A 24199-nucleotide genomic window follows, 5' to 3' on the forward strand; every position below is an offset into this window, starting at 1 on the left:
GCACACCCCGGGAGACAGTCAGCGGCCCCCGTCCGCGGCGAGTTCGGCGAACGCCTCGACCAGATGATCGGCGAAGGACTCCATGTCCGCGGCGGCGACGGAGCTCCGGTGGACCACGCCGAGCTCCAGCACCCCGGCCTGCACGTGGGTTTCCACGACGACGGGCACCTGGCCGAGCATCGAGTCGGGCAGCGTCACGAGGGTCATCGGGCGGGGCCGCACGTAGGCGCCGCCCAGCTTGGTGAGCCCGTCGTTGCCGCTGGCCACGTGCTCCACCAGGACCGGCGGCTCGGGCAGCGCGCGCACCTGCGACACCGCCGGGGTCGCGGGGCTCAGGTGGCGCAGCACCCCGTACCCGATGCCGTCGTTGGGCACCGAGCGCATGGCCGCGGCGACGCCCGGCAGGGTCTCGGCGACCGTGGCCCCGGGCGCCACGCGCAGGTAGGCCGGGAACAGATGGGTGAACCAGCCGATCGAGTCGGTGCGGTCGCCGTGCCACAGCGCGTTCGGCGCACTCCCCATGCCCACGGTGCTCAGGAAGGCGTCGGGCGCGCCGCGCCACCGCGACCAGGCCACGGCGACCGCGGCCATCGCGGCGTGCTGCCCGCCGGGGCCGTTCTCGGTCAGCTGCGCCCCGACCCGGTCGGCGGCGAGGGTGCGGCGCACCAGTCCAGGGGGCGTGCCCGGCGTACCGTTCTCCGGCAGGGGCTGCGCGCCGGCCGCCGCGCTCAGGATGCCCTTCCAGTACGGGAGTTCGCCGGCGACCTCGTCGGAGGTGGCCATGGCGCGCAGCAGCCCGGTCCACTCGCGCCAGGCGGCCCGGGGCGGGGCGGCCGGGACCTCGCCCGCGAACGCGGCGTTGAGGTCCTCGATGAGCGGCACGAACGACGTGGAGTCGTAGACGAAGTGGTGGATCGCGAGGACGACGATGCCCGGCAGGTCGGCGCCGCGGTCGTAGAACCGGACCCGCAGCACCGGGCCGCGGCCTGGGTCGACGTCCGCGAGCAGCTCGTCGAGGTCGGCCTCCAGATACGTCTGCAACTGCTCCTCGTCCAGCGGCGGCAGCACCCGGGCGTCGACGAACGGGGCGCTCTCGCGTTCGACGCACTCGATGCGCCAGCCGAGGCTGTTGCGCCGGAACCGGTAGCGCAGCGGCTCCTGGAGTTCGACGAGGCGCTCGAACGCCGCCCGTACCTGGTCCGCTCCGACGCCCGCCGTCGTCTCCAGGATCACCGGAGTGACGAAGTCCCGGGCACCCCCGGGCGCGGCGGCCAGCAGGGCCGCGACCAGAGGAGCCGGCGGGACCGGCTCACGCGGCACGCGCACCGTGGGCGCGGCGGTGGCGATGGCGGGCGCGGCGACGGTGGCAGCGGGCGCGACAACGGTGGCGGCGGCGGGCTGGGGGACGGCGCCCTTCGCGGCGACGGTGGCGAGCTCGCGCAGGACGGGGTGGCTCAGCACGTCGTGCGGGGTGAGGGGAAGACCGGCCCGCGTGGCGCGCGAGGCGATCCCCACGCTCAGCAGCGAGTCGCCGCCGATCCGGAAGAAGTTGTCGCCCGGCTCCACCCGCGCGACACCGAGCAGCTCGGCCCATATCCCCCCGAGGATCCGCTCGGCCTCGCGTCCCGCCTCGTCGAGGACGGCCCCCGGGACCACGGCCGTCGTCACCGACGTCAGCTCGTTCATCGTGTCGTTGTCGGACATGTCCCTCTTCCTGATCGTCTGGCGGTCGAGCTTTCCGTTGCTCGTCCTGGGCAGGTCGGCGTGGCGCCGTACGCGGCCCGGCACCATGTAGGCCGGTAGCGCGCCGGCCACCCACTGCGTCAGCTCGGCCTCGTCGGGCAGGTCATGGCCGGCGACGTGCGCCACCAGGAGCGGGGCGCCGGAGGGCTGTTGCTCGCCGAGGACGAGGGCCTCGCGCACGCGCGGGTGCGCCAGCAGTGCCCGTTCGATCTCGGCGGGCTCCACGCGGTAGCCGCGCAGTTCGAGCTGGTGGTCGGCGCGCCCCTGGAACTCCAGGCTGCCGTCCGCGCGCACCAGGGCCAGGTCACCGGTGCGGTACATCCGGGCGCCGGGCTCGGCCGCGAAGGGGTTCGCGACGAACCGGGAGGCGGTGAGGCCGGGCTGGTGGTGGTAGCCGCGGCCGACGTGCGCGCCGCCGATGTACACCTCGCCCCGCTCGCCGCGCGCCACCGGCAGCAGACGGTCGTCCAGGATGTAGACGCGGACGTTGGGCAGAGGCCGGCCGATGTCCGGGATGACGTCGGGGGCGGCCCCGGCGGCCGCCACCGGCGTGGCGGTGGCGAGGACCACGCACTCCGTCGGCCCGTAGCCGTTGATCAGCACGAACGGTGTGTGCCGCGGCGGCCGCACGCGCAGCAGGTCACCGCCGGTGAGCACGCGGCGCAGCGCGAGGTCCGGCACCTCGGGCAGGTCGGAGAGGACGGCCTCGGCGAGCGGCGTCGGCATGCAGGCAACCGTGACGCGGTGCGCGGCCAGTTCCCCGAGGAGGGCCTGAGGGGTCTGCAGGGGATCGGCGACGAAGTACAGGGTGGCACCGTGGTACAGGGCGGACATGACCTCGAACATCGCCAGGTCGAAGCCGGCGGCGGCCATCTGCGCGACGCGGTCCCCGGTGTCGAGCCCGGCCTCCCGGCCGTACCAGCGCAGGACGTTGAGCAGACCGCGGTGCTCGACCTCGCAGCCCTGCGGGAAGCCCGTCGAGCCGGAGGTGTGGACGACGTAGGCCAGGTTGTCCAGGCCGGCCCGTTGCCGCGGTGCGGTGTCGGCGTCCGCGTCCGTGTCCCGGCCCGGCCCGGTGTCGCCGATCCGGACGACGGCGGTGCCGTCGCCGCCGGGAGCGGTCATGCCCTCGCCCACGACCAGGACGGACGCGGTGATCCCGGCGAGGATGGAGTGAACGCGCCGTTCGGGCACGGCCGGGTCGAGGGAGGCGATGGCGGCGCCCGCCTTGTGCACGCCGAGCCAGCCGACCACCAGGTCGGCGCCGCGGGCGGCGAGCACCGGGACGGTGCTGTCCGGTCCGACGCCGTGTGCTGCCAACCGCCGGGCCAGCCGGTTCGCGCGCCGGTCGATGTCGCGGAAGGTGTGGCTGCCCGCGGCGTCGATCACCGCGAGCTCGTCCGGCCGCCGCGCGGCGTGCGCCTGGAAGACCTCGCTCACCAGGCGCGTGTCCTCCAACTCGCGGTGCTCGCCGATGAGGATCGAGAGGTCGGCGGTGGCGTCGTCCTCCAACTCGCGGTGCTCGCCGATGGAGATCGAGGGCTCGGCGGTGCCGCTGTCCCCGTCGGACTGCTCCACCAGGTGGGCAGGGTCGTACTGCTCCACCAGGTGGGCGAGCTCGTGCAGCGGCCGGTCCGGGTCGGCCATCACGGCCGCGGCGATGGACTCGAAGAGAGCGGCGAGGCGGCGTGCGGTGGCGGCGTCGAACAGGTCGACCGCGTACTCCAGGTAGCCGGTCATCGGGCTGTCGTCCTGGTCGTACAGACCGAAGGTGAGGTCGAACTTCGAGGTACCCGGGGCGACGCCGGAGACCCCGGCGAGGTCGTCCGCGAGGGCCTGCGGGCGCAGACCCGCCAGGTCGAGCGAGGCAGCGGTGGTGTTCTGGTGGGTGTAGCAGACCGTGAACACCGGGTGCCGCGAGGGGTCGCGGTGGTCGGCGTCGGCGACGATCTTCGCGAACGGGATCTCCTCGTGGTCCAGGACCCCGGTGGCCGTGGTCGAGCACCGGCCCACCAGTTCACGGAAGCTCAGCCGCGGCTCCACCTTCGTACGGAACGGCAGCAGGTTGTTGAAATAGCCGACCAGGTCGTGGGTCACGGGGTTGAACCGGCCCGTGGTGGCGGCGCCCACGACCACGTCCCGCCGGCCTGCCCACAGGTGCAGCAGGGCGTCGACGACGGCGAGCATGGTGACGAAGCTCGTCGTGCTCTCGCCCGCGCTGAACGCGCGCAGCCGCCGGGCGAGTCCGTGGTCGAGCGCGAACTTCACGGTGTCGCCGCGGAAGGACTGCACGGCCGGGCGCGGGCGGTCGAGCGGCAGCTCCTCGACCTCCAGATCGCGCAGCTGCTCGCGCCAGTACGTGAGGCCGCGCTCCATGCGCTCCGTGTCCAGCCACTGACGCTGCCAGGCCGCGAAGTCCGCGTACTGCACAGGCAGGTCGGGCAGGTCGGCGCGGTGCCCGGCGCGCCGTGCCGTGTAACAAGCGGACAGCTCGCGGTAGAAGACGGCCGGGGCCCAGCCGTCGAAGGCGATGTGGTGGAAGGTGTGCAGGGACACGTGGTCCCGCTCGCCGAGCTTGATCACCACGGTGCGGAGCAGCGGCCCCCGCGCGAGGTCGAAGGGCGCCGTCGCCTCCGCCGTGATCGCCCGCCCCAGCTCCGCGGTGCGCTCGGCCTCGGGCAGCGCCGCGAGGTCGAGGAACGTCAGGTGCGGCTCGGGCAGGTCGGCGAGCGCGTAGGGGCGGCCGTCCTCGTCCAGGATGCGGGTGCGCAGGACTTCGTGGCGGCCCACCACGTCCCGTAGCGCGCCGGTGAACGCGTCGAGGTCGAAGTCACCGGTGTAGCGCGTGTTGACGGGGAGGTTGTAGAGGGGCGTGCCCGGCTGGAGCCGGTCCAGGTACCACAGCTGCTCCTGGTTGAAGGAGAGCGGCAGCCGGCCCGGGCGGGGGAGCGGCGTGATCGTCCAGTCGTCGTGCTCGGTCCCGGCGGCGCGCAGGGCGTCGATGCGACCGGCCAGCGTCCGCAGCGTGGGGTGCTGGTGCAGGTCGGCGAAGGTGAGGTGGACGCCGAAGTGCCGCTCGGCGTCCCGCAGGACGGTGATGCCCGCGATGGACGTGCCGCCCAGCTCGAAGTAGTTGGAGTCCGCGTCCACCCCGTCGGCCTTGAGGACACGCGTCCACAGCGCGGCCAGGGTGCTCTCGGTGTCTTCGGCCTGTGCGCTCGGTACCGGAGCCGGAGCCGGAGCCGGAGCAGGCTGCCGGGCCGGTTGCGGGGCCGGGGCCGCCGCGTCGCCGCGCTCGGGCCGCGGACCGCCCGGCGGCAGGCACCAGCAGGACACCTCGTCCGCGTCGAAGGGATACGTCGGCACCTCGATGCGGCGTGCGCCGGTGTCCGCGTAGTACTGGTTCCAGTCCAGGTCCACGCCGAGCGCGTAGAGCGCGGCGAGCGCCGAGAGCACGCCGTCGCGTGAGGGGTCGGCGAAGAGACGGACGACGGGCAGCTCGGGGACGACCCGGGAGAGCTCCCGCGCCAGCGTGCCGTCCCTGGCCGGCTCGACCACCACGGCGCCCTCCTCGACGAGGTTGCGCGCGGCGTGCCGCAGCCCGGCCTCGTCGACCTGGCCGGTGAGGGAGGACTCGGCCGCCTTGCGGCGGGCCTCGTCCGCCGTCGCCGGGTCCTGCACCGACCGCACGGCGAGGTTGCCGACGCCGGAGCCGACCAGGCGCGCCTCGGTCAGGCCGAAGGAGCGCGCGATCTGGTAGACCGCGAGCTGCCGGGTGAGCAGTCGGGCGCCGGGCGTGCCCTCGGTGGCGTCACCGGCGTCGGCGAGCTCCGGGAAGGCCGCACACAGGCTGGTCCACGCGGTGTCGTCCAGGTCCGCGTCGCCGGAGAACAGCAGCACGAGCGGGGCCGACGGTGTCGGCTCGCGCTCCTCCAGGCGGGCCGCGCGCAGCAGGGCGGCCAGTTCGCGCTTGTCGCGCGCGACGCCCGCCCAGCGGTACGGATGGTCGTCACGGCCCCGGTTCAGCGCGTGGGCGATGTCGGACAGCCGGTGGTCGGTCGTGTCGAGGAAAGCGGCGACGCGTCGCGCGTAGGCCGCGAGCGCCCGGGGGGACTTCGCGGAGAGGGTGACCAGTTGGGCCGCCGGTTCCCGGCCCGCGGGCTCCTGGGCCGTGGCGGGCGGCTCCTCGATGACGGCGTGCACGTTGGTGCCGGTCAGGCCGAAGGAGCTCAGGCCCGCCCGGCGCGTCGTGTGCGGCGCGGGCTCCCAGGGCGTGGCGTCGGCGTCGACAGTGACCGGGCCGCTGAAGTCGATGAGCGGGTTGGGCGTGCTGAAGTTGGGGTTTGGGTACCGGGTGCCGTGCCGGAGCCCGGCCAGGACCTTGAAGAGCCCGGCGACACCGGCGGCGTGGTTGAGGTGGCCGATGTTGCCCTTGATGCCGCTGATCCCGAACGGGTCGGTCAGCCCCACCTCGGCACAGGCCTGCCGCAGTCCCTCGGCCTCGATGACGTCGCCGAGCCGGGTGCCCGAGCCGTGGCACTCGACGTAGTCGACGGGGCCCGAGCCCGCCTGCCGCCAGGCCTCGACGATCGCGTCCGCCTGGCCCTGGGCGCTGGGCGCGCTCATGCTCGTGGCGCGCGAGCCGTTGTGGTTGACGGCGACGCCGCGGATCACGGCGTGGATGTGGTCGCCGTCGGCGAGCGCGTCGGACAGGCGTTTGAGGACGACGACCCCGCCGCCCTCCCCGCCGGTGGAGCCGTCGGCCCCGGCGTCGAAGGGACGGCACACGTTCTTCGTGGACGAGATGCCGAGCATGGGCACGTAGTCGCTCTCCGGCACCATCGCCGGGTACAGACTGAGCCCTCCGGCGACCGCCAGGTCCACCTGCTGGTCGCGCAGGTAGTCCACGGCGACGGAGAGCGCGGTCAGGCTGCTGCTGCACGCGGTGTCCACCACGAGCGCAGGACCGGCGAAGTCGAAGAGGTAGGAGACGCGCGCCGCCGTGGCGGACGGGTGCGAGCCGAGGAGCTGCTGCGGGTCGTCCTCGGTGTACAGGCCGGAGTAGTGGGGTTCGGGGGTGGTCATGACGACCGCCGTGTTGGAGCCCTTCAGCTCACCGGGCGCGTAGCAGGCGTTCTCGATCGCCCGGTGGGTGAGCTGGGCGGCCATGCGCTGGTGGGGGTCCATCAGCTCCGCCTCGCGCAGCGACAGATCGAAGAACCGGTGGTCGAAGAGGTCGATGCGGTCCAGGTAGCCCATGTGCAGATAGCCCGCGTCCGCGGGTGCGCCGGCGTAGTGGACCCGCTCCATGCCCGGCGCGCGGACGCTGACCCGGCTGTCGAGCAGGTTCCGGTGCAGGGTGTCCAGGTCGTCGGCGTCGGGGAGGGCGAGGGCCACCCCGATGACCGCCACGGCTTCCCGGCCGGAGTGGCTCGGGTGCGTCATAACTCGCCTCGTTTCGTCGGTGGTTTCGCGGTTGGTGTCGCGGGTGGTTTCGCGGTCGGGCCGGTTGTCGACCAGGCGTGCCATCGCCTCGACCGTCGTGTGCTCGAAGAGGGCGCTCAAGGGCACCTTGTGGGGGCCGAGTCCGGCCAGCCGGCGGCTCAGCGTGAGCAGGGAGAGGGAGGTCCCGCCGGCCTCGAAGAACTTCTCGTGCACGCCGATCTCGTCCCGGCCGAGCAGTTCGGCCCAGATCGCGGCGACCGCCCGCTCGGTGGCCGTACGCGGCCGCGCGAGCGCGACCGGGTGCCGGGCCTCCGGGCGCGGCGGGGACGGCAGGGCGCGGCGGTCCACCTTGCCGTGGCGGGTGAGCGGGAAGGTGTCCAGCGGGACGAAGGCGGCGGGGACCATGTACGGCGGCACACGCCGCGCCACGTGGGCGCGCAGCTCCTCCGGTACGAGGGCCGCGAGGCCTTGGGCGCCTTCGGTGTGTGCGTCGCCGGTGCCCGCGGCCGGTACCACGTAGGCGATCAGTTGCTGCCCGCCGGCGCCCCCGGGGGCCTCCCGGGCGACCACGGCCGCCCCGCCCACCTCCGGGTGTGCCATGAGGGCCGCCTCCACCTCGCCGGGCTCGACACGGAAGCCGCGGATCTTCATCTGGTCGTCGGCGCGGGCCTTGAACACCAGCTCCCCGTCCTCCGTCCAGGCCACGACGTCCCCGGTCCGGTACATGCGCTCACCGGGCGGCCCGAACGGGCAGGCCACGAACCGCTCCGCGGTGATCCCCGGCCGGTGCGTGTAGCCTCGTGCCAGGCCCGAGCCCGCCAGGTACAACTCGCCCTCCACGCCGGGCGGGACGGGCCGCAGCAGACCGTCGAGGACGTACACCTGTGTGTTGTCCAGCGGACGCCCGATGGGGACCACCGCACCGACCCGGTCGGCGGAGGCGAGCCGGTGGCAGGTGGCGTACACCGTCGCCTCGGTCGGCCCGTAGGCGTTGACGACCGTGGTCCCCGGACAGGCGCGCAGTACGCGGGCCACCGCGTCCGGGGGCACCTGCTCGCCACCGGTCAGCGCCTCGCGCACCCCGGTGAAGCTCTCCGGCCGTTCCCCGGAGATCACGGCGAAGAGCCCCGCCGACATGCACACCCCGGTCACCCGGTGCTCCGCGACGAGCTCGGCGAACATGTCGACGTCGAGCTTCCCGGGCGGAGCCACCACCGCGGTGCCGCCGTTGAGCAGCGGCACCCACATGTCGTACCCGGAGATGTCGAACGTCGGCGCCGAGTGCAGGAGCACCCGTTCGTGGGCGCCGCCCGCCCAGCCCCGGTCCGCCGCGAGGTCCACCACGGCGCGGTGGCTGACCCCGGCGCCCTTGGGCACGCCGGTGGACCCGGAGGTGTAGATGACGTACGCGAGCCGGTCCGGCAGTCCCGCGTCCGGCAGGTCGTCCCCCGCTTCGCCGGACACGGCCGCCGCGGTGGCCGGATCGTCCAGGACCAGGCGCGGACACCCCGTCTCGGGCAGATCGGCCGCGGCGCCGGAGGTGGTCACGAGCAGCACGGGGTGCGCGTCGCGCAGCATCGACGCCAGGCGCTGCGCCGGGTCGTCGTGGGCCAGCGGCACATACACCCCGCCGGCCTTCAGCACGGCGAGGACCGTCACCACGTACTCCGGCGACCGGGGCACGGCCACGGCCACCGGCGACTCGCGGCCCACGCCGCGCCGCACCAGCGTGCGGGCGAGCCGGTTGGCGCGGACGTTCAGCTCTCGGTACGTCAGGGACTCGGCGCCCCGCACCAGGGCGACGGCGTCCGGTGTCTCGGCGGCCCGCCGCTCGAAGAGCGCCGGGACTGTCACCGGCGGTGTGGGCGCGGCGGTGTCGTTGATGTCGCGCAGCAGGTCCCGCTCGGCGGACGTCAGCGCGTCCACCGCGTCGAGCCGGGTCCGCGGACGCGTCGCCAATTCCCGTACGAGGCAGGCGAACCGGTCGGCCAGGGCCGTGACCGTGGCGCGGTCGAAGAGGTCGACGGCGTACTCGACGAGCCCGGAGAGTCCCTGCCCGGCCCGCCGCTTCTCCTGGGTCGGCTCTCCGAGCTGGAAGAGCAGGTCGAACTTCGCGGTCCCGGTCACGACCGGTTCCGGGGTGGCCCGCACCTCGCCGAGTTCGAGGCCACCGCTCGCCTCCTGCCAGGAGAACGCCACCTGGAACAGCGGGTGGTGGGCGGTGGACCGCTCCGGGTTCAGCGCCTCGACGAGCCGCTCGAAGGGCACGTCCTGGTGGTCGTAGGCCTTGAGGGCCTTGTCCCGCACCTGCCGCACCACGTCCTCGAACGACGGGTCGCCCGACAGATCCGCGCGCAGCACCCAGGTGTTGACGAAGAAGCCCACCAGCTCCGCCAGCCCGTCGTCCCTGCGCCCCGCGATGGACGACCCGACGGTCAGGTCGTCACCGCCGCTCATCACGTGCAGCAGCACCGTGAGGGCGGACTGGAGCACCATCGGTACGGTGGCGCCCTGGGCGTGGGCCACTTCCTTGACGGCGTTCACGGTGTCCGTGTCGAGGGTGAAGGCGACGGTGTCACCTCGATGTGTGGCCACGGGGGGACGGGGCCGGTCGAGGGGGAGGGACAGCGGCTCGCGCACGCCGTCCAACTCCTCGCGCCAGTACGCCAGTTGGCGCGTGAGGAGGCTGTCGGGGTCGTCCTCGTCGCCGAGCAGCTCGCGCTGCCAGAGCGTGTAGTCGGCGTACTGCACCGGCAGTTGGTCCCAGTGCGATGCCTCGCCTTGTTGTCGGGCGGTGTAGGCGGTGGTCAGGTCGCGGGCCAGGGGTGCCATGGACTCGCCGTCGGCCGCGATGTGGTGCATCAGCAGGATCAGGACGTGTTCGTCCGGTCCGAGGCGCAGCACGCACGCCCGCACCGGAAGCTCCGCCGACAGATCGAACCTGCGGCTCACCTCCCCGGACACCGCGGCGGCCACCGCGTCCGGAGCGACGTCCCGTACGGGCACCTCAAGGCTGACGCGGTCCTCCGGCACGACGACCTGGGCCGCGTCGCCGTGGTCGTCGGCGACGAACAGGGTGCGCAGGCTCTCGTGCCGCGCCACGACGTCCCGTACCGCCGACGCCAGCGCCGCCACGTCCAGTCGACCGCGGAGCCGGACCACGAGCGGAAGGTGGTACGTCGGCAGCGGCTCCAGCTCGTCGAGGAACCGCAGGCGCTGCTGGGCGAAGGACAGCGGTACCCGCTCGGGCCGGACCTCGGCCCGGCGCAGGGCCGGACGCGACGGGTGCGTGTGCGTGCCGACGCGTTCCGCGAGGCGTGCCACGGTCGGTGCCTCGAAGACCGCCCGGATGGGGACGTCCACGCCCAGGGCCGCCCGCATCCGGTTCACCAGCCGGGTGGCCAGCAGCGAATGCCCGCCCAGGTCGAAGAAGCCGTCGTCGATCCCGACGCTCTCGATCCCGAGCACCTCGGCGAACAGCGCGCACAGCACTTCTTCCCGGTGGGTGCGGGGCGCCCGGAAGACGGTGGCGGACTGGAGCTCGGGGACCGGGAGTGCCCGGTGATCGAGCTTGCCGTGGGGGGACAGCGGCAGGTGGTCGAGGGTGACGAAGGCGCTGGGCACCATGTGTGCGGGCAGCAGGTCGGCGGCGAACGCCCGGAGCTCGGCGGGGCCGGGCCGGGAAGCGCCGCCGGCGGTGGGCACGACGTAGGCGACCAGCCGACGGGCGTCCGCGGCACCGTGGGCCGTCACGGCCGCCTGGCCGACGTGCGGGTGCGAGGTGAGGGCGGCCTCGATCTCGCCGGGCTCGACGCGATGGCCGCGAATCTTGACCTGGGCGTCGGTGCGGCCCAGGTACTCCAGTTCGCCGTGGACGTTCCGGCGGGCCAGATCGCCGGTGCGGTACATGCGCTCCCCGGCGGGGCCGAACGGGTCGGCGACGAACCGCTCGGCGGTTGCCGCGGGCCGCCCCCGGTAGCCGCGGCCGACCCCGGCACCGGCCAGGTACAGCTCGCCGACGGCGCCTTCCGCCAGGGGCGCGAGGCCCGGACCGAGGACGTAGGCGCGCAGGTTGCCCAGCGGACGCCCGATGGGCACGCCGGACGCGTAGGAGTGGTCCGGCCGCAGGGTGTGCGTGGTGGCGTAGAACGTCTCACTGGGGCCGTAGCCGTTGACGATCCGGGCCCGCGGCCAGTGGGCCCGTATTCGCTCCACCAGCGCCGGGGACAGCGCTTCCCCGGCGAGGACCAGTGCGGCCGGGCGCGCGCGGTCACCGAGCTCGTCGACGAGTTCGGCGAAGGCGGAGGGCACCGAGCTGACGACGTCCAGGTCCCAGCCGTCGCCCTCGGCCAGGGCGAGGACGTCGCGGACGATCTCGACGCACCCGCCGGTGGTGAGCGTGGCGAACAGTTCGAAGGCGGCGACGTCGAAGCTGATGGAGGTGGCGCTCAGCATCCGCCGGCCGGGCCCGAGGCCGGCCCGCCGGACCAGCCCGTCCAGGCCGTTGACGACGTTTGCGTGACTGAGGGCCACTCCCTTGGGCCGCCCGGTGGAGCCCGAGGTGTAGACGACGTACGCCAGGTGATCCGGGCGCGGGGCGGCAGGAACCCGCGGGCCTTCGGCGGCCGTTGCGCGTTCCGCCTCCTCGAACAGGAGGGCCGGCGTGGCCGTCCCGGGCAGCCGCTGGAGGGTGTCGGCGTCGGTGAGGAGCAGGCGCGGCGCGGCGTCGGCCAGCACGTGGCCGAGGCGGGCGGCCGGGTGGGCCGGGTCGATCGGCAGGTAGGCGCCCCCCGCCTTCATGATGCCGAGGACGCCCACGACCAGGGCCGCGGTGCGCGGCAGGGCGAGGGCCACGACACTCTCCGGGCCCACGCCGTGCCCGGCCAGCGCCCGTGCCAGGCGGTCGCTGCGGGCATCGAGCTCGGCGTAGGTGTGGGTGACGTCGCCGCACACCACCGCGACCGCGTCCGGCGTCCGCGCGGCCTGCCGTGCGAAGAGCGCCGGGATCGTCGCGTCCGGCACGGCCGTGTGCGTGGCGTTGAGCGTGCGCAGCACCCGCTCCCGCTCCTCGGGCGCGAGTACGTCCACCGTGCTCACCAACGCGTCGGTGTCGGCGGCGAGTTGGGTGAGGACGTGCCGGAACCGGTCCGCGAGGCCCCGGACCGCCTTGGCGTCGAGCGTGTCCCGCTGGTGCTGGAGCGTCAGCCGCAGGTGGGGGTCGGCGGCGGCCATCACGGTGAGCGGGTAGTGCGAGCCGGACAGCGGGCGGATGCCGGTGACCTCCACTCCCGCGGCCGCCATCGCCTCGCCGAAGCCCACCCGGTCCACGGGGTACGACTCGAAGGCGACGAGGCTGTCGAACAGCACGCTCGTACCGGTGGCCCGGTGGATCTCGGTGAGGCCGTGATGGTGGTGGTCGAGCAGTGCCGCCTGACGGTCCTGGAGGCCGGTGAGGAGGTGGGCGAGGCTGTCGCCGGGCCTGCAGCGGACCCGCACCGGCAGCGTGTTGATGAACGCGCCGGCCATCGCGTCGACGTCGGGCACGGCGGCCGGGCGGCCGGACACCGTGGCGCCGAACACCACGTCGTCCTGGCCGGTCAGGGCGCCGATCAGCAGCGCCCAGGCGCCTTGGACCACGGTGTTCAGGGTGACGCCCAACTCGGCGGCCCGCGCGGAGAGTCCGCGGGCCAGGTCCACGGGGACGGGCACCTCGATCTGGCCGAACCCTTCGGCCTCGGGCTCCGTCGGCTCCGTCTTCGCCGTCTCCTCCGATTCGGGTTGCGGCGCCGCCGCGCCCCGCCCTGCTGCCACCACGGGGGCGAGGAGCGTCGGCTCGGTCACCCCTTCCAGTTCCTGCGCCCAGGCGTGCGCCGCCGCCTCCTGGTCCTGCCTGGCAAGCCAGGTCAGGAAGTCCCGGTAGCGGGGCGGCGCGGGCAGTGCGGAGGCATCGCCTCCGGCCCCGTACAGCCGCAGCAGGTCCTGGGTGAGCACCGGCAGCGACCAGCCGTCGAACAGCAGGTGATGGGCGGTCAGGACCAGCTCGAAGCGGTCGGGGCCGCGCTTCACCAGGGCCATGCGCAGCAGGGGGGGCTCGGTGACGTCGAAGGGCTTGCGCAGGTCCTCGGTCAGGAAGGCCTCGAAGGCCGCGCTCCGCTCGGTGTTCCCTTCACCCGCCTCTCCGGCTGCTCCGGCTGCTCCCGCTGCTCCGGCTGCTCCCAACTCTCCGGCGTCTCCGGCCTCTTCGGCCAGGTCGATGTCACGCCAGGGCAGCTCGACGCCGTCCACCACGACCTGTACGGGTTCTCCGTCGGCGGCCGCGGTGAAGGCGGTGCGCAGATTCGCGTATCGGTCAAGGAGAGCCTGCCCGGCCGCCCGCATCCGCGGGGCCTGGACCCGCCCCCGCAGGTGCAGGACGAACTGGACGACATACGCGTCCGGCTCCCCGTCGGCGTACTGCGCGTGGAACACCAGGCCCGACTGGAGCGCCGTGAGCGGCCACACCTCCGCGAGCTGCGGATACCGGCGCTCCCATGCCTCGATGTCGTGCTGGCCGACCGGCACCAGCGGCACGTCCGAGGGCGTGAGCCCGCCCGCGTCCGGCCGGTCGGCGTGGCGGGCGAGCCCGTCGAGGGCGGCGGCCCACAGGTCTGCGAGTTCCTGTATCCGCTCACGGGACACCGCGCCGGTGGCGAACTCGAACTCCGCGTCGAGGCACGGCCCGTGCGCGGTGTCGACGACCATCGAGTTGATCTGCAGGGCGGTGAGCGCGGGCATGTCCGGGGCCGTCTCGCCGGTCGGCGCGCCCAGGTCGGTGACCTGTGTGAAGCCGAGGCCGCGCAGATGTTCCGGCATGTCGGTGGGGGAGAACCGGCCCAGGTAATTGAAGCCGATCTGGCCGGTGGAGTGCGCGCGCAGCGCGGCGGCCGCCCGCGGGTTGAGCTCGCGCAGGAGGCCGTAGCCGATGCCGTCGTCGGGCACGGCCAGGAGCTGTTCCTTGACGGCCTTGACCGCGCCGCCCGCCGCGGCACCGCCCGCGAAGGCCTCGTCGAGATCGCATCCGGCCACGTTCAGGCGGACGGGGTACATGCTGGTGAACCAGCCCACCGTGCGCGACAGATCGGCTCCCGGAATCGCCGCTTCCGTGCGTCCGTGGCCTTCGAGGCCGAGGAGGAGCGAGGGTTCCTCGTCCGGCTGCGAGAGTGCGTCGTCGGCCGGGGAGGGTGCGTCGGCTCCCTGGGCGCGGCGCCAGCGGGCGACGGCGAGGGCGAGTCCGGCCAGCAGGCCGTCGTTGACCCCGCAGCGGAACGCCGTGGGCACGGCCGTCAGGAGGGCTTCGGTGACGGACGCGGGCAGCCGCAGGCGCACGGTGTCCACCGTGGACCGGACGTCCACCGCGAGGTCGAACCGGCGGTCGCCGAGGGCCGGATCGGGCCCGTCCACGACGGCGAGCCACCGGGGCAGCTCGGCCGCCCTGCGCTCGCTGTTCGCCTCGGCCACCAGCGCGTGCGCCCACCGCCGGAACGACGTGCCCACCTCAGGCAGCACCGGTGTCCGGCCCGCGCGCACCGCGCCCCAGGCGGCCGCGAGGTCCGGCAGCAGGACGCGCCAGGACACCCCGTCCACCACCAGGTGATGCACGACGACCAGAAGCCGCCCCGCTTCGCCGGCGGGGCCCGGGTCGAACCAGACGAACCGCGCCATCACCCCGGCCGCCGGATCGAGCAGGTCCGTCGCCGCGGCCCGCTCGGCCGCCACCGCCCGTTGCCACCACGTGCCGTCGGCCGTGTGCTCCGGCCCGCAGTCCACGTGGCGCAGCAGTGCCGCCGTGTCGACCGTGCCCGGTGCGGCGACCAGCAACTGCCCGGCCGGTTCCGCGTCTTCGTCGGTCACCAGGCGGGCACGCAGCATGTCGTGGTGGTCGACGACCGCGTCCAGGGTGGCGAGCAGCCCGGCCCGGTCGATGCCCTCGGGCAGGTCGAGCAGGACCGCCATGGAGAACCGGTCGGTGTCGCCGCCGCGCTCGTGGATGTAGCGCGCGATGGGCGGCAGCGGCAACAGCCCCCTGCCGCCGCCGTCGAGTTCGGCGAGGACCGGCGCTCCGGCGCCGTCCTCGTGGCCGGTGGGAGCGAGACGGGCCAGTTCGGCGATCGTCCGGTGCTGGAAGATCTGGCGCGCGGTGACCTCCACGCCCCGGGTGCGGGCGCGCGAGACCACCTGGATCGAGCGGATGCTGTCGCCGCCGGACGCGAAGAAGTCGTCGTCGACGCCGACCCGGTCCAGGCCCAGGACCTCGGCGTACACGTCCGCGAGTACCTGTTCCCGCGGGGAGCGCGGCGCCCGGTAGGCGTCGGTGGCGAACTCGGGCTCGGGCAGCGCCGACCGGTCCAGCTTGCCGTTCGGTGCCAACGGCAGTTGGTCGAGCATCACGTACGCCGCCGGGGCCATGAACTCCGGCAGCCGGCCGGCCACGAACCGGCGCAGCTCCGCGGCGGACACCCCGACGTGGAAGTCGATGTCGCCGGTGCCCGCGATGCCGCCCTCGGTGACGCGCACGACGTACGCCACGAGCTGACGGGCGCCGCCCGGCTGCTCCCGCACGGCCACGACGGCCTGCGCCACACCGGGGTGCGCGGTGAGCACGGCCTCGACCTCGCCGGGCTCGATCCGGAACCCGCGGATCTTCATCTGCTCGTCCGTGCGGCCCTGGTAGACCAGGTTGCCCTCGCGCGTCCAGGTCACGAGGTCGCCGGTGCGGTACATGCGCTCACCGGCCGCGCCGAACGGGCAGGCCACGAAGCGTTCCGCGGTCAGGGCGCGGCGGCCCAGATAGCCGCGGGCCAGCCGGTCGCCGGCGATGTACAGCTCGCCGGGCACCCCGGTGGGCACCGGCCGCAGCGCCGCGTCCAGGACGTACAGACGGGTGTTGTCCAGAGGCCGCCCGATCGGCACGACCGTGCCCACGTCGGCCGTCTGGCGCAGCGCGTGCACCGACGCGGCCATGGAGGCCTCTGTCGGCCCGTAGGCGTTGACGACCGCGGTGCCCGGGCAGGCGGCCAGGACGCGCTCGACGGCGCCCGGGGGCAGGACGTCGCCGCCCGACCACACCTCGCGCACGCCCGTGAACGCCTCGGGCCGCTCCTCGGCGACCACCCGGAAGAGCCCCGCCGTCAACAGCAGCCCGGTGACCCGGTGTTCGGCGATCACCTTCGCCAGGCCGGCCGGGTCGTGCGCGCCCGGAGGGGCCACCACGATCGTGCCACCGCGCAGGAGCGGCACCCACAGCTCGTACGTCGAGGCGTCGAAGGCCTGCGTCGAGTGCATCAGGACGCGCTCGTGACCGCCCGCGAAACAGCGGTCGAAGGCCAGACGCACCACGCCGCGGTGGGTGACGCCGACGCCCTTCGGGGTGCCGGTGGAGCCGGACGTGTGCATCACATAGGCGAGGTGCTGCGGCGACAGGCGGGCGGTGCCGTCCGCGTCGTCGTTGTCGGAGCCGTCGTCGAGGTCCAGCTGGTCGAGGAGCACCTCCTCACACCCGTGCGGGGGCAGCACGTCCCGCGTCGCCGTGTCGGTGAGGACGAACCGCGGGTCCGCGTCCGCCAGGACGAGGCCCACGCGGCCGCTCGGGTAGCGGGGGTCGACGGGCACATAGCCCGCACCGGCCTTCAGCACGCCGAGGAGCGCGACGACCAGCTCGGCCGAGTGCGGCAGCGCCACCGCCACGAGGTCGTCGGGGCCGAGACCGCGCCGCACCAGCGCGCGGGCGAGCCGGTTGGCCCGTGCGTTCAGCTCGCGGTACGTCAGCGAGCTGTCGCCGTGCACCACCGCGGGGGCGTCGGGCGTCGCCGCGGCCCGCTGCTCGAAGAGCGCGGGAATCGTCAGGTCCGGCGTGGTGACGTCCGTGTCATTGAAGGTGCGCAGCAGCCGGTCGCGCTCTTCGGCCCCCAGCACGTCCACCGTGCGCAGCCGCGCACCCGGGGTCGTCGCCAACTCCCGTACGAGGCGGGTGAACCGGTCCGCGAGGGCCTGGGCGGTGCTCCGGTCGAACAGATCCGTGGCGTACTCGACGCCGCCCACGACGCCACGCCCGGGGGTGTCGGCCAGCGTGAACGCGAGGTCGAACTTCGCGGTACCGGTCGGGACGAGGCCGAAGGCCGAGCGGAGCCCCGGCACGTCGAAGACCTGGCCGCCGGTGCTGTGCCAGCCGAACATCACCTGGAACAGCGGGTGATAGGCGGTGGACCGCTCCGGGTTCAGCGCCTCGACGAGCCGTTCGAAGGGCACGTCCTGGTGGTCGTAGGCCTTGAGAGCCTTGTCCCGCACCTGCCGCACCACGTCCTCGAAGGACGGGTCTCCCGACAGATCGGCCCGCAGCACCCAGGTGTTGACGAAGAACCCGACCAGGTCCCGGAGCTCCTCGTCGGTCCGCCCGGCGATCGGCACGCCCACGGTCAGGTCGTCACCGCCGCCCATGAGGTGGAGCAGGACCGTGAGGGCGGACTGGAGCACCATGGGTACTGTGGCGCCCTGAGCGTGGGCCACTTCCTTGACGGCCGCCAGGACATCGGCGTCGAGGACGAATTCGACAGTGTCGCCCCCGTGGCTGGCCACCGGCGGACGCGGCCGGTCGAGGGGGAGCGGCAGCGGCTGTCGTACACCGGCCAACTCCCCGCGCCAGTACGCCAGTTGGCGTGTGAGGAGGTTGTCGGGGTCGTCCTGCTCGCCCAGGAGGTGGCGCTGCCAGAGGGTGTAGTCGGCGTACTGCACCGGCAGTTGGTCCCAGTGCGGTGCCTCGCCTTGTCGTCGGGCGGTGTAGGCGGTGGTCAGGTCGCGGGCCAGGGGTGCCATGGATTCGCCGTCGGCCGCGATGTGGTGGATCAGGAGCACCAGCACGTGCTCGTCCGGGCCGCGGCGCAGCACGCACGCCCGCACGGGCAGCTCCGCTGACAGATCGAACCGGTACGCGGCTTCCTCCGCCACGGCGGCGTCCACCGCATCCGGCGCCACCTCCCGCACCGGCACGTCGAGGACGACGTCGTCCTCGGCCACCACGATCTGCGCCGCGACGCCCTGGTCGTCGGCGACGTACAGCGTGCGCAGGCTCTCGTGGCGTACCACGACGTCCCGCACCGCCGAGGCGAGCGCCGCCACGTCCAGCTCACCGTTCAGAGGCAGCACGTAGGAGAGGTTGTACGTGGCCGAAGGGCCCTCGTAGCGGTCCAGGAACCACAGGCGGTGCTGGGCGAACGACAGCGGCACCCGCTCGGGCCGGACGTCGGCCCGCCGCAGCGGCGCACGCGCCGACCCGGCCTCCGCGCCCACGCGCTCGGCGAGACCCGCCACGGTGGGCGCCTCGAAGACCGCCCCGATCGGGACGTCCACGCCGAGCACCGCACGCATCCGGTTCACCAGACGGGTGACCAGCAGCGAATGCCCGCCCAGGTCGAAGAAGCCGTCGTCGATCCCGACGGCCTCCACCTCGAGCACCTCGGCGAACAGCGCGCACAGCACCTCCTCCCGCACGGTGCGCGGCCCGCGGCCCGCGGACTCCGCGCCGGTGCGGTCGGGTGCGGGCAGCGCGCGCCGGTCGAGCTTGCCGTTGGGGTTCAGCGGCACCTCGGCGAGGGGGACGACCACCGACGGCACCATGTACGCGGGCAGCCGCGCGGCGACGAACGCGCGCAGTTCCCCGGAGGCCGGCGCGGTGGCGCCCGGCTCGGGCACCACGTAGCCCACGAGGCGCCGGTCACCGCCGTGGGCGTCGCTGACGACGACGGCCTGGGCCACGTCGGGATGCTCGCTCAACGCGGCCTGCACTTCGCCGAGTTCGACGCGGAAGCCACGGATCTTGACCTGGTCGTCGGCGCGCCCGTGGAAGACGAACTGCCCGTCACGGCCCCGGGTGACGACGTCCCCGGTGCGGTACATGCGGCGGCCGGGCTCCCCGTACGGACAGGCCACGAAGCGTTCGGACGTCAGGCCCGGACGGCCCAGGTAGCCGCGGGCCAGGGAGTCGCCCGCCACGTACAGATCTCCGGCCACTCCCGTGGGGACGGGGCGCAGCGCGGCGTCGAGGACGTACAGGTCGGTGCGGGCGATGGGGTGGCCGATGGGCGGCGTGCGGCCGTCGGCGGCCAGCGGGTCGCTGAAGGTCACGATCGCCGTGGTCTCGGTCGGGCCGTAGGCGTTGACCATCTGCCGGCCGGTGGACCAACCGGTCACGAGCTCGGGGGTCGCCGCGTCGCCGCCGACCGCCAGCGAGGTCACGGTGGGCAGCGAGCCGGGCGGCAGCGCGCCGAGCACGGCGGGCGGCAGGAAGACATGCGTGATCCGCCGCTCGGCGATCGTCCCCGTCAGCGGGGCGCCGGGGGCGAGCCGCTCCTGCGGGGCGAGGACCAGCACGGCGTCGGTGAACAGCGCCATCCAGACCTCGTAGAGCGAGACGTCGAAGCTCGGTGAGGCGAACTGGAGCACGCGGCTGTCGGCGGTCAGGCCGAGGCGCCGCCGCTGCGTGGCGACGAGGGCGGCGATGCCGGAGTGGGTGACGGCCACGCCCTTGGGCCGCCCGGTCGACCCGGAGGTGTAGATGACGTACGCGGCGTCGGCGACGGACAGGGCGGCGCCCCGCTCGTCGTCGGTCACCGGGCCGTCGTCGTGCCGGGCCACCGTGGCGGCGGTCCCGGGGTCGTCCAACCGCAGGACGGGCACGGCCAGTTCGGGCAACTCCGCCGCCGTGGCGGCGTCCGCCACGGCGAGCAGGGCGCCGGAGTCGGCCAGCATGTAGGCGATCCGGTCCGCGGGATAGGACGGGTCCACCGGCAGATAGGTCCCGCCGGCCTTCATCACGGCGAGCAGCGTGACCACGAGGTCGGGCGAGCGGCCCAGCGACACCGCCACCGCCGTCTCACTCGTCACCCCGCGCCGCAGCAGCTCACGCGCGAGCCGGTTGGCACGGGCGTCCACCTCCGCGTACGTCAGTGACTCCTCGCCGCACTCGAGGGTCACCGCGTCGGGCATTGCGCGGACCTGCTGCTCGAACATCCCGGGGAAGGTGCCCTGTTCGACCGGCGAGGCGGTGTCGTCCGCACCATTCAGCAGCTGCGTCCGTTCGGCGGACGTGAGCAGGTCGAGCCCGGCGACGGTCACGCCGGAGTCGGCGGCGATCTGCCCGAGGATGTGCGCGAGGCGCTCCGCGACGTCCTGGGCGGCCGCGCGGCCGACGAGGGGAGACCGGTACTGCACGGCCACGCGCAGGAGCGGCGCCGTGGTGACGGTCACCGTGAGCGGGTAATGGGTGCCCACCGACGGGCGGACGCCGGTGACCGCGAAGGAGCTGCCGCCCGCGTCGCCGTCCTCCACCGTGTAACTCTCGGACGTCACCAGCGTGTCGAACATCTGGCCCGTGCCCGTGACCCGGTGGATGTCGGCCAGTCCGCAGGTATGGCCGTGCAACGCCTGCTGCCGCTCGCGCATGCCGCGCAGCACATCCGCGACGGTGTCCGTGGCCGCCAGACGCACCCGCACCGGGAGCGTGTTGACGAAGAGACCGGCCATCGCCTCGACATCCGCCACCGCCTCCGGACGCCCCGGCACGGTCGCGCCGAAGACCACGTCCTGCCGCCCGGTGAGGGCGCCGAGGAGCAGCGCCCAGGCACCCTGCACCAGGGTGTCCGGCGTGATGTCCAGCGCGTCCGCCCGCCGGGACAACGCGTGCGCGGTCTCCTCGGGCAGGGGCACTTCGACCTCGCCGTGGCCGTCGGCCGGGGGATCCGCCGTGACGACGGGCGCAAGAAGCGTCGGCTCCGACACCCCTGCCAGCTCCTCGGCCCACACCTGGGCAGCGGCATCCCGGTCCTGCTCGGACAGCCACACCAGAAAATCGCGGAATTCGGCATTCCGGGGCACGGCGGACGTGTCCCTACCCGCCGCATAAAGACGTTGCAGATCCCTCACCAGAACGCGCAGCGAAAGCCCGTCAAAAAGAACTTGATGAGCCGTCAGAATCAGCTCGTACGACTCTTCCCCGGTCCGGGCCAGAGCCATCCGCAGCAAGGGCGGCACACTGAAGTCGAAGGGCTTACCCAATTCCTCCGACAACAACGCATCCAAGGATTCCGGGGCGGTCGCTCCTGTCTCCCCGTCCGTCAAGTCCACCGCGCGCCACGGCAACTCCACCCCGGCCACGACGGCTTGAATCAGATCTCCGTCAACGCCCGCCATGAAAGCCACGCGCACATTCGCATGCCGGTCCAGAAGGGCCTGCCCGGCCGCCCGCAACCGCTCACCGTCCACCGGCCCCCGCAGGTGCAGCACGAACTGCATGCGATAGGCGCCCTCAGCGGAGTCACCCAACAGCGCATGAAAAAGCAGCCCCGACTGCAACGGGGTCAGCGGCCACACTTCCGTGAGGCCTGGACAGCGCCGCTGCCACTCCTCCATCTCGCGCGGCCCCGTCGGCACCAAGGACACGCCGACCGTCCCGAGCCGCCGGTCGGGCTCGGCCACGACCTGGCGTACGACCCGCACGAACCGCTCCGCGAACCACTCCGCCCGCCGCCGGTCGCACGTGGCGTCGGCGTACTGGAGCACAGCGGACACCCCACCACCGGAGCCCACGTCAAGGGGGCGGTGCAGGGCGAACGGAAGCCCCTCGGCGCCCTGGCCGTCCGGGTCCCGTTCCCGCATCCGCCGGATCAGCTCGGCGAACGACGGATCGTCCTGCCACAGGGCCGCGGGGATCGCCGAGGCATCGGTGAAGAGCCACACGGGCCCGCCGTCGGCCCCGCCGGCTCCGGTGGTCGTGACGGCCCCGGCGATGGGCAGCCCCACAGCCAGGCCCTCGCTCCCGCCCTCACTCTCGCCGAGCCGCCGCAGCAGCACCGCGAACGCCGCCTCCAGCACACTGAGGGCTGTGGTGCCCCACTGGAGGGCCAACGCCTCGACCGCGTCCAGGAGTTCGCCGTCGAGGCCGAATTCCACCGTGCCGACGGCGCCCTTGACGGGGTCCGGCCCACGCCCGGGCGGACGGCCTCCCCGGCGAGCGGCGTATGCCGTCTCCAGGTCCCGCACGAGCGACGCCGACCGCCCGGCCCCGTCACCCGCGCCTTCGCCGCGCACCGGGAGGTTCACCACATGCTCGTCGGTGCCGCGCCGGACCAGCCCGGCGGTGCCACCGCCTTCGGTGTCGCCGCCGTCTTCGGCACCCGTGACCTCCAGGACCGCCGACGCCAGCGCGTCCGCGTCCAGTTCGCCCTTCAGGCGCAGGACGAGCAGGTCCGCCCGGACCGTCGTCGAATCCACGTGGCGTTCCGTGAACCACGCCCCGCGTCGCACCGAAGATAAACAGATCACCGAGTCAGCTCCTGTTCCTCGCATACCGGAACAGACCCGTGATGGATCTGATCCGCCCGCCGTTGATGCGCGAAATGAAAGGCAGCGTTCCGCGGTTGGCTCGTGCCGGAACGGTCGAAGTCGGCATGCCCGCCGGCATTCACGACGCCGCCGCGACAAAGTATCCCGGCGGCGCGGCTGTCCCGTCGACATGACAACAGAAATCCGCCTGCTATTCAGCGAATTGCGCTCAGAAGGTTTCGGCGGCTTCCTGGCTCACCGCAGCAAGGTGGAGCGGGGAGCCCTCCCGGGGCCGCTCGCGAGCTTTTCCCCCACCGAGCGGGAGAGGTTGCTGTCCGCCGAGCGATACATTGCAGAACCCACGTAAGGATCAAGGTTCTCGGCCGGCGCTCACCGTCGTGCGGTGAGCGCCGGAGGCGGCGTGTCTCAGACCGCTGCCGCGAGCGCCTCGTACTGCGCGTCCGTCAGGCTGATGCCCGCGGCGTCGGTGTTCTGCTCCAGGTGCGCCACCCGGGACGTGCCGGGGATCGGCAGGATCACCGGCGAGCGGCGCAGCAGCCAGGCCAGGGCGAGCTGCGACGGGGCGGCGCCGTGCTCCTTGGCGGCGGCGTCGAGCGGGCCGCCCGGGCGGGCGAGTTCGCCGGTGGCGATCGGGAACCACGGGATGAAGGCGATGTTCTCGCGCTCGGCGTACTCGAGCACGTCCTCGGAGCTGCGGTTGACCAGGTTGTACTGGTTCTGCACGGAGGCGATCTCGGCGTGCTCGCGGGCCGCCTTGAGCTGATCCACCGTCACCTCGGAGACACCGATGTGGCGGATCTTGCCCTCCGACTGCAGCAGGGCGAGCTCGCCGATCTGGTCGGCGAGCGGCACCTGCTCGTCGATACGGTGCAGCTGGAACAGGTCGATGCGCTCCACACCGAGGTGGCGCAGGCTCAACTCGGCCTGCTGACGCAGGTATTCGGGACGGCCGACCGGGCGCCAGTCGCTCGGGCCCGAGCGGGTCAGCCCCGCCTTGGTGGCGATGACCAGGTCGTCGGCGTACGGGTGCAGGGCCTCGCGGATGAGGACCTCGTTGACGATGGGGCCGTAGGAGTCGGCGGTGTCGATGAAGTTCACGCCGAGCTCCACGGCGCGGCGCAGTACGCGAACGGCCTCGTCCCGGTCCTTGGGCTCGCCCCAGACGCCCGGTCCGGTGAGCTGCATGGCGCCGTAGCCGAGGCGGTTGACGGGGAGGTCGCCGCCGAGGGCGAAGGTGCCCGAGGCGTCGGCAGGGCGCGAGGGGTTCGAGGTGCTCATGGGAGCGGTCCTTTCGCAACGTGCGTACGACAAGATGTGTGACTCCGAACCTATGCGTAAGAACAGGTGAAGAGCGGATTCGGCCGTGCACGGGCAGCCGCCGGGACCGTGCGCGGCGGGCCGGTGCCGTGTGGTACCGGCCCGGCGTCACGTCGGACAGGACAGCCGAAAGCCGCAGGTGGGAGCGGGCTCCTCGCCGATCCGGCCACCTCACGAGCGGCGTCAGCCCAGCTTCTTCAGGAGCTCCGCGGCGCCGCACTCCGGCGGACGCGCCACGCACGCGCGGCGGCCTCCACATATTCCCGCAACCCGGCGGAAATAGTGCCGACGACCTCGCGGTTGCAGCCCCACATGCGGCAGC

3 protein-coding genes are annotated in these 24199 nt (G+C 73.5%); 1 reads left to right on the forward strand and 2 read right to left on the reverse strand.

The annotated features are described in order from the left end of the window. Positions 1-18 precede the first annotated feature (18 nt). Entirely contained in the window at positions 19-22488 is a 22470-nt protein-coding gene (locus AC0KTA_RS36835) for an amino acid adenylation domain-containing protein (RefSeq protein WP_481052532.1), read from the reverse strand. 89 nt (positions 22489-22577) lie between these two features. Here AC0KTA_RS36835 and AC0KTA_RS36840 point away from each other — a divergent pair, with 89 nt between their 5' ends. Then, positions 22578-22733, forward strand: coding sequence for a hypothetical protein (locus AC0KTA_RS36840; RefSeq protein ID WP_481052533.1), 156 nt, complete (start codon positions 22578-22580; stop codon positions 22731-22733). Between the two features lie 232 nt (positions 22734-22965). On the opposite strand, the gene AC0KTA_RS36845 is transcribed toward AC0KTA_RS36840, so the two are convergent. After that, entirely contained in the window at positions 22966-23838 is an 873-nt protein-coding gene (locus AC0KTA_RS36845) for an aldo/keto reductase (RefSeq protein WP_481052534.1), read from the reverse strand. Between the last annotated feature and the right edge of the window lie 361 nt (positions 23839-24199).

The organism is Streptomyces sp. Y309, from assembly GCF_056712025.1.

What these genes read in the sequence shown, in the direction of transcription:
- AC0KTA_RS36845 (WP_481052534.1), bottom strand. Translation starts at nt 23,838, where the DNA reads ATGAGCACCTCGAACCCCTCGCGCCCTGCCGACGCCTCGGGCACCTTC.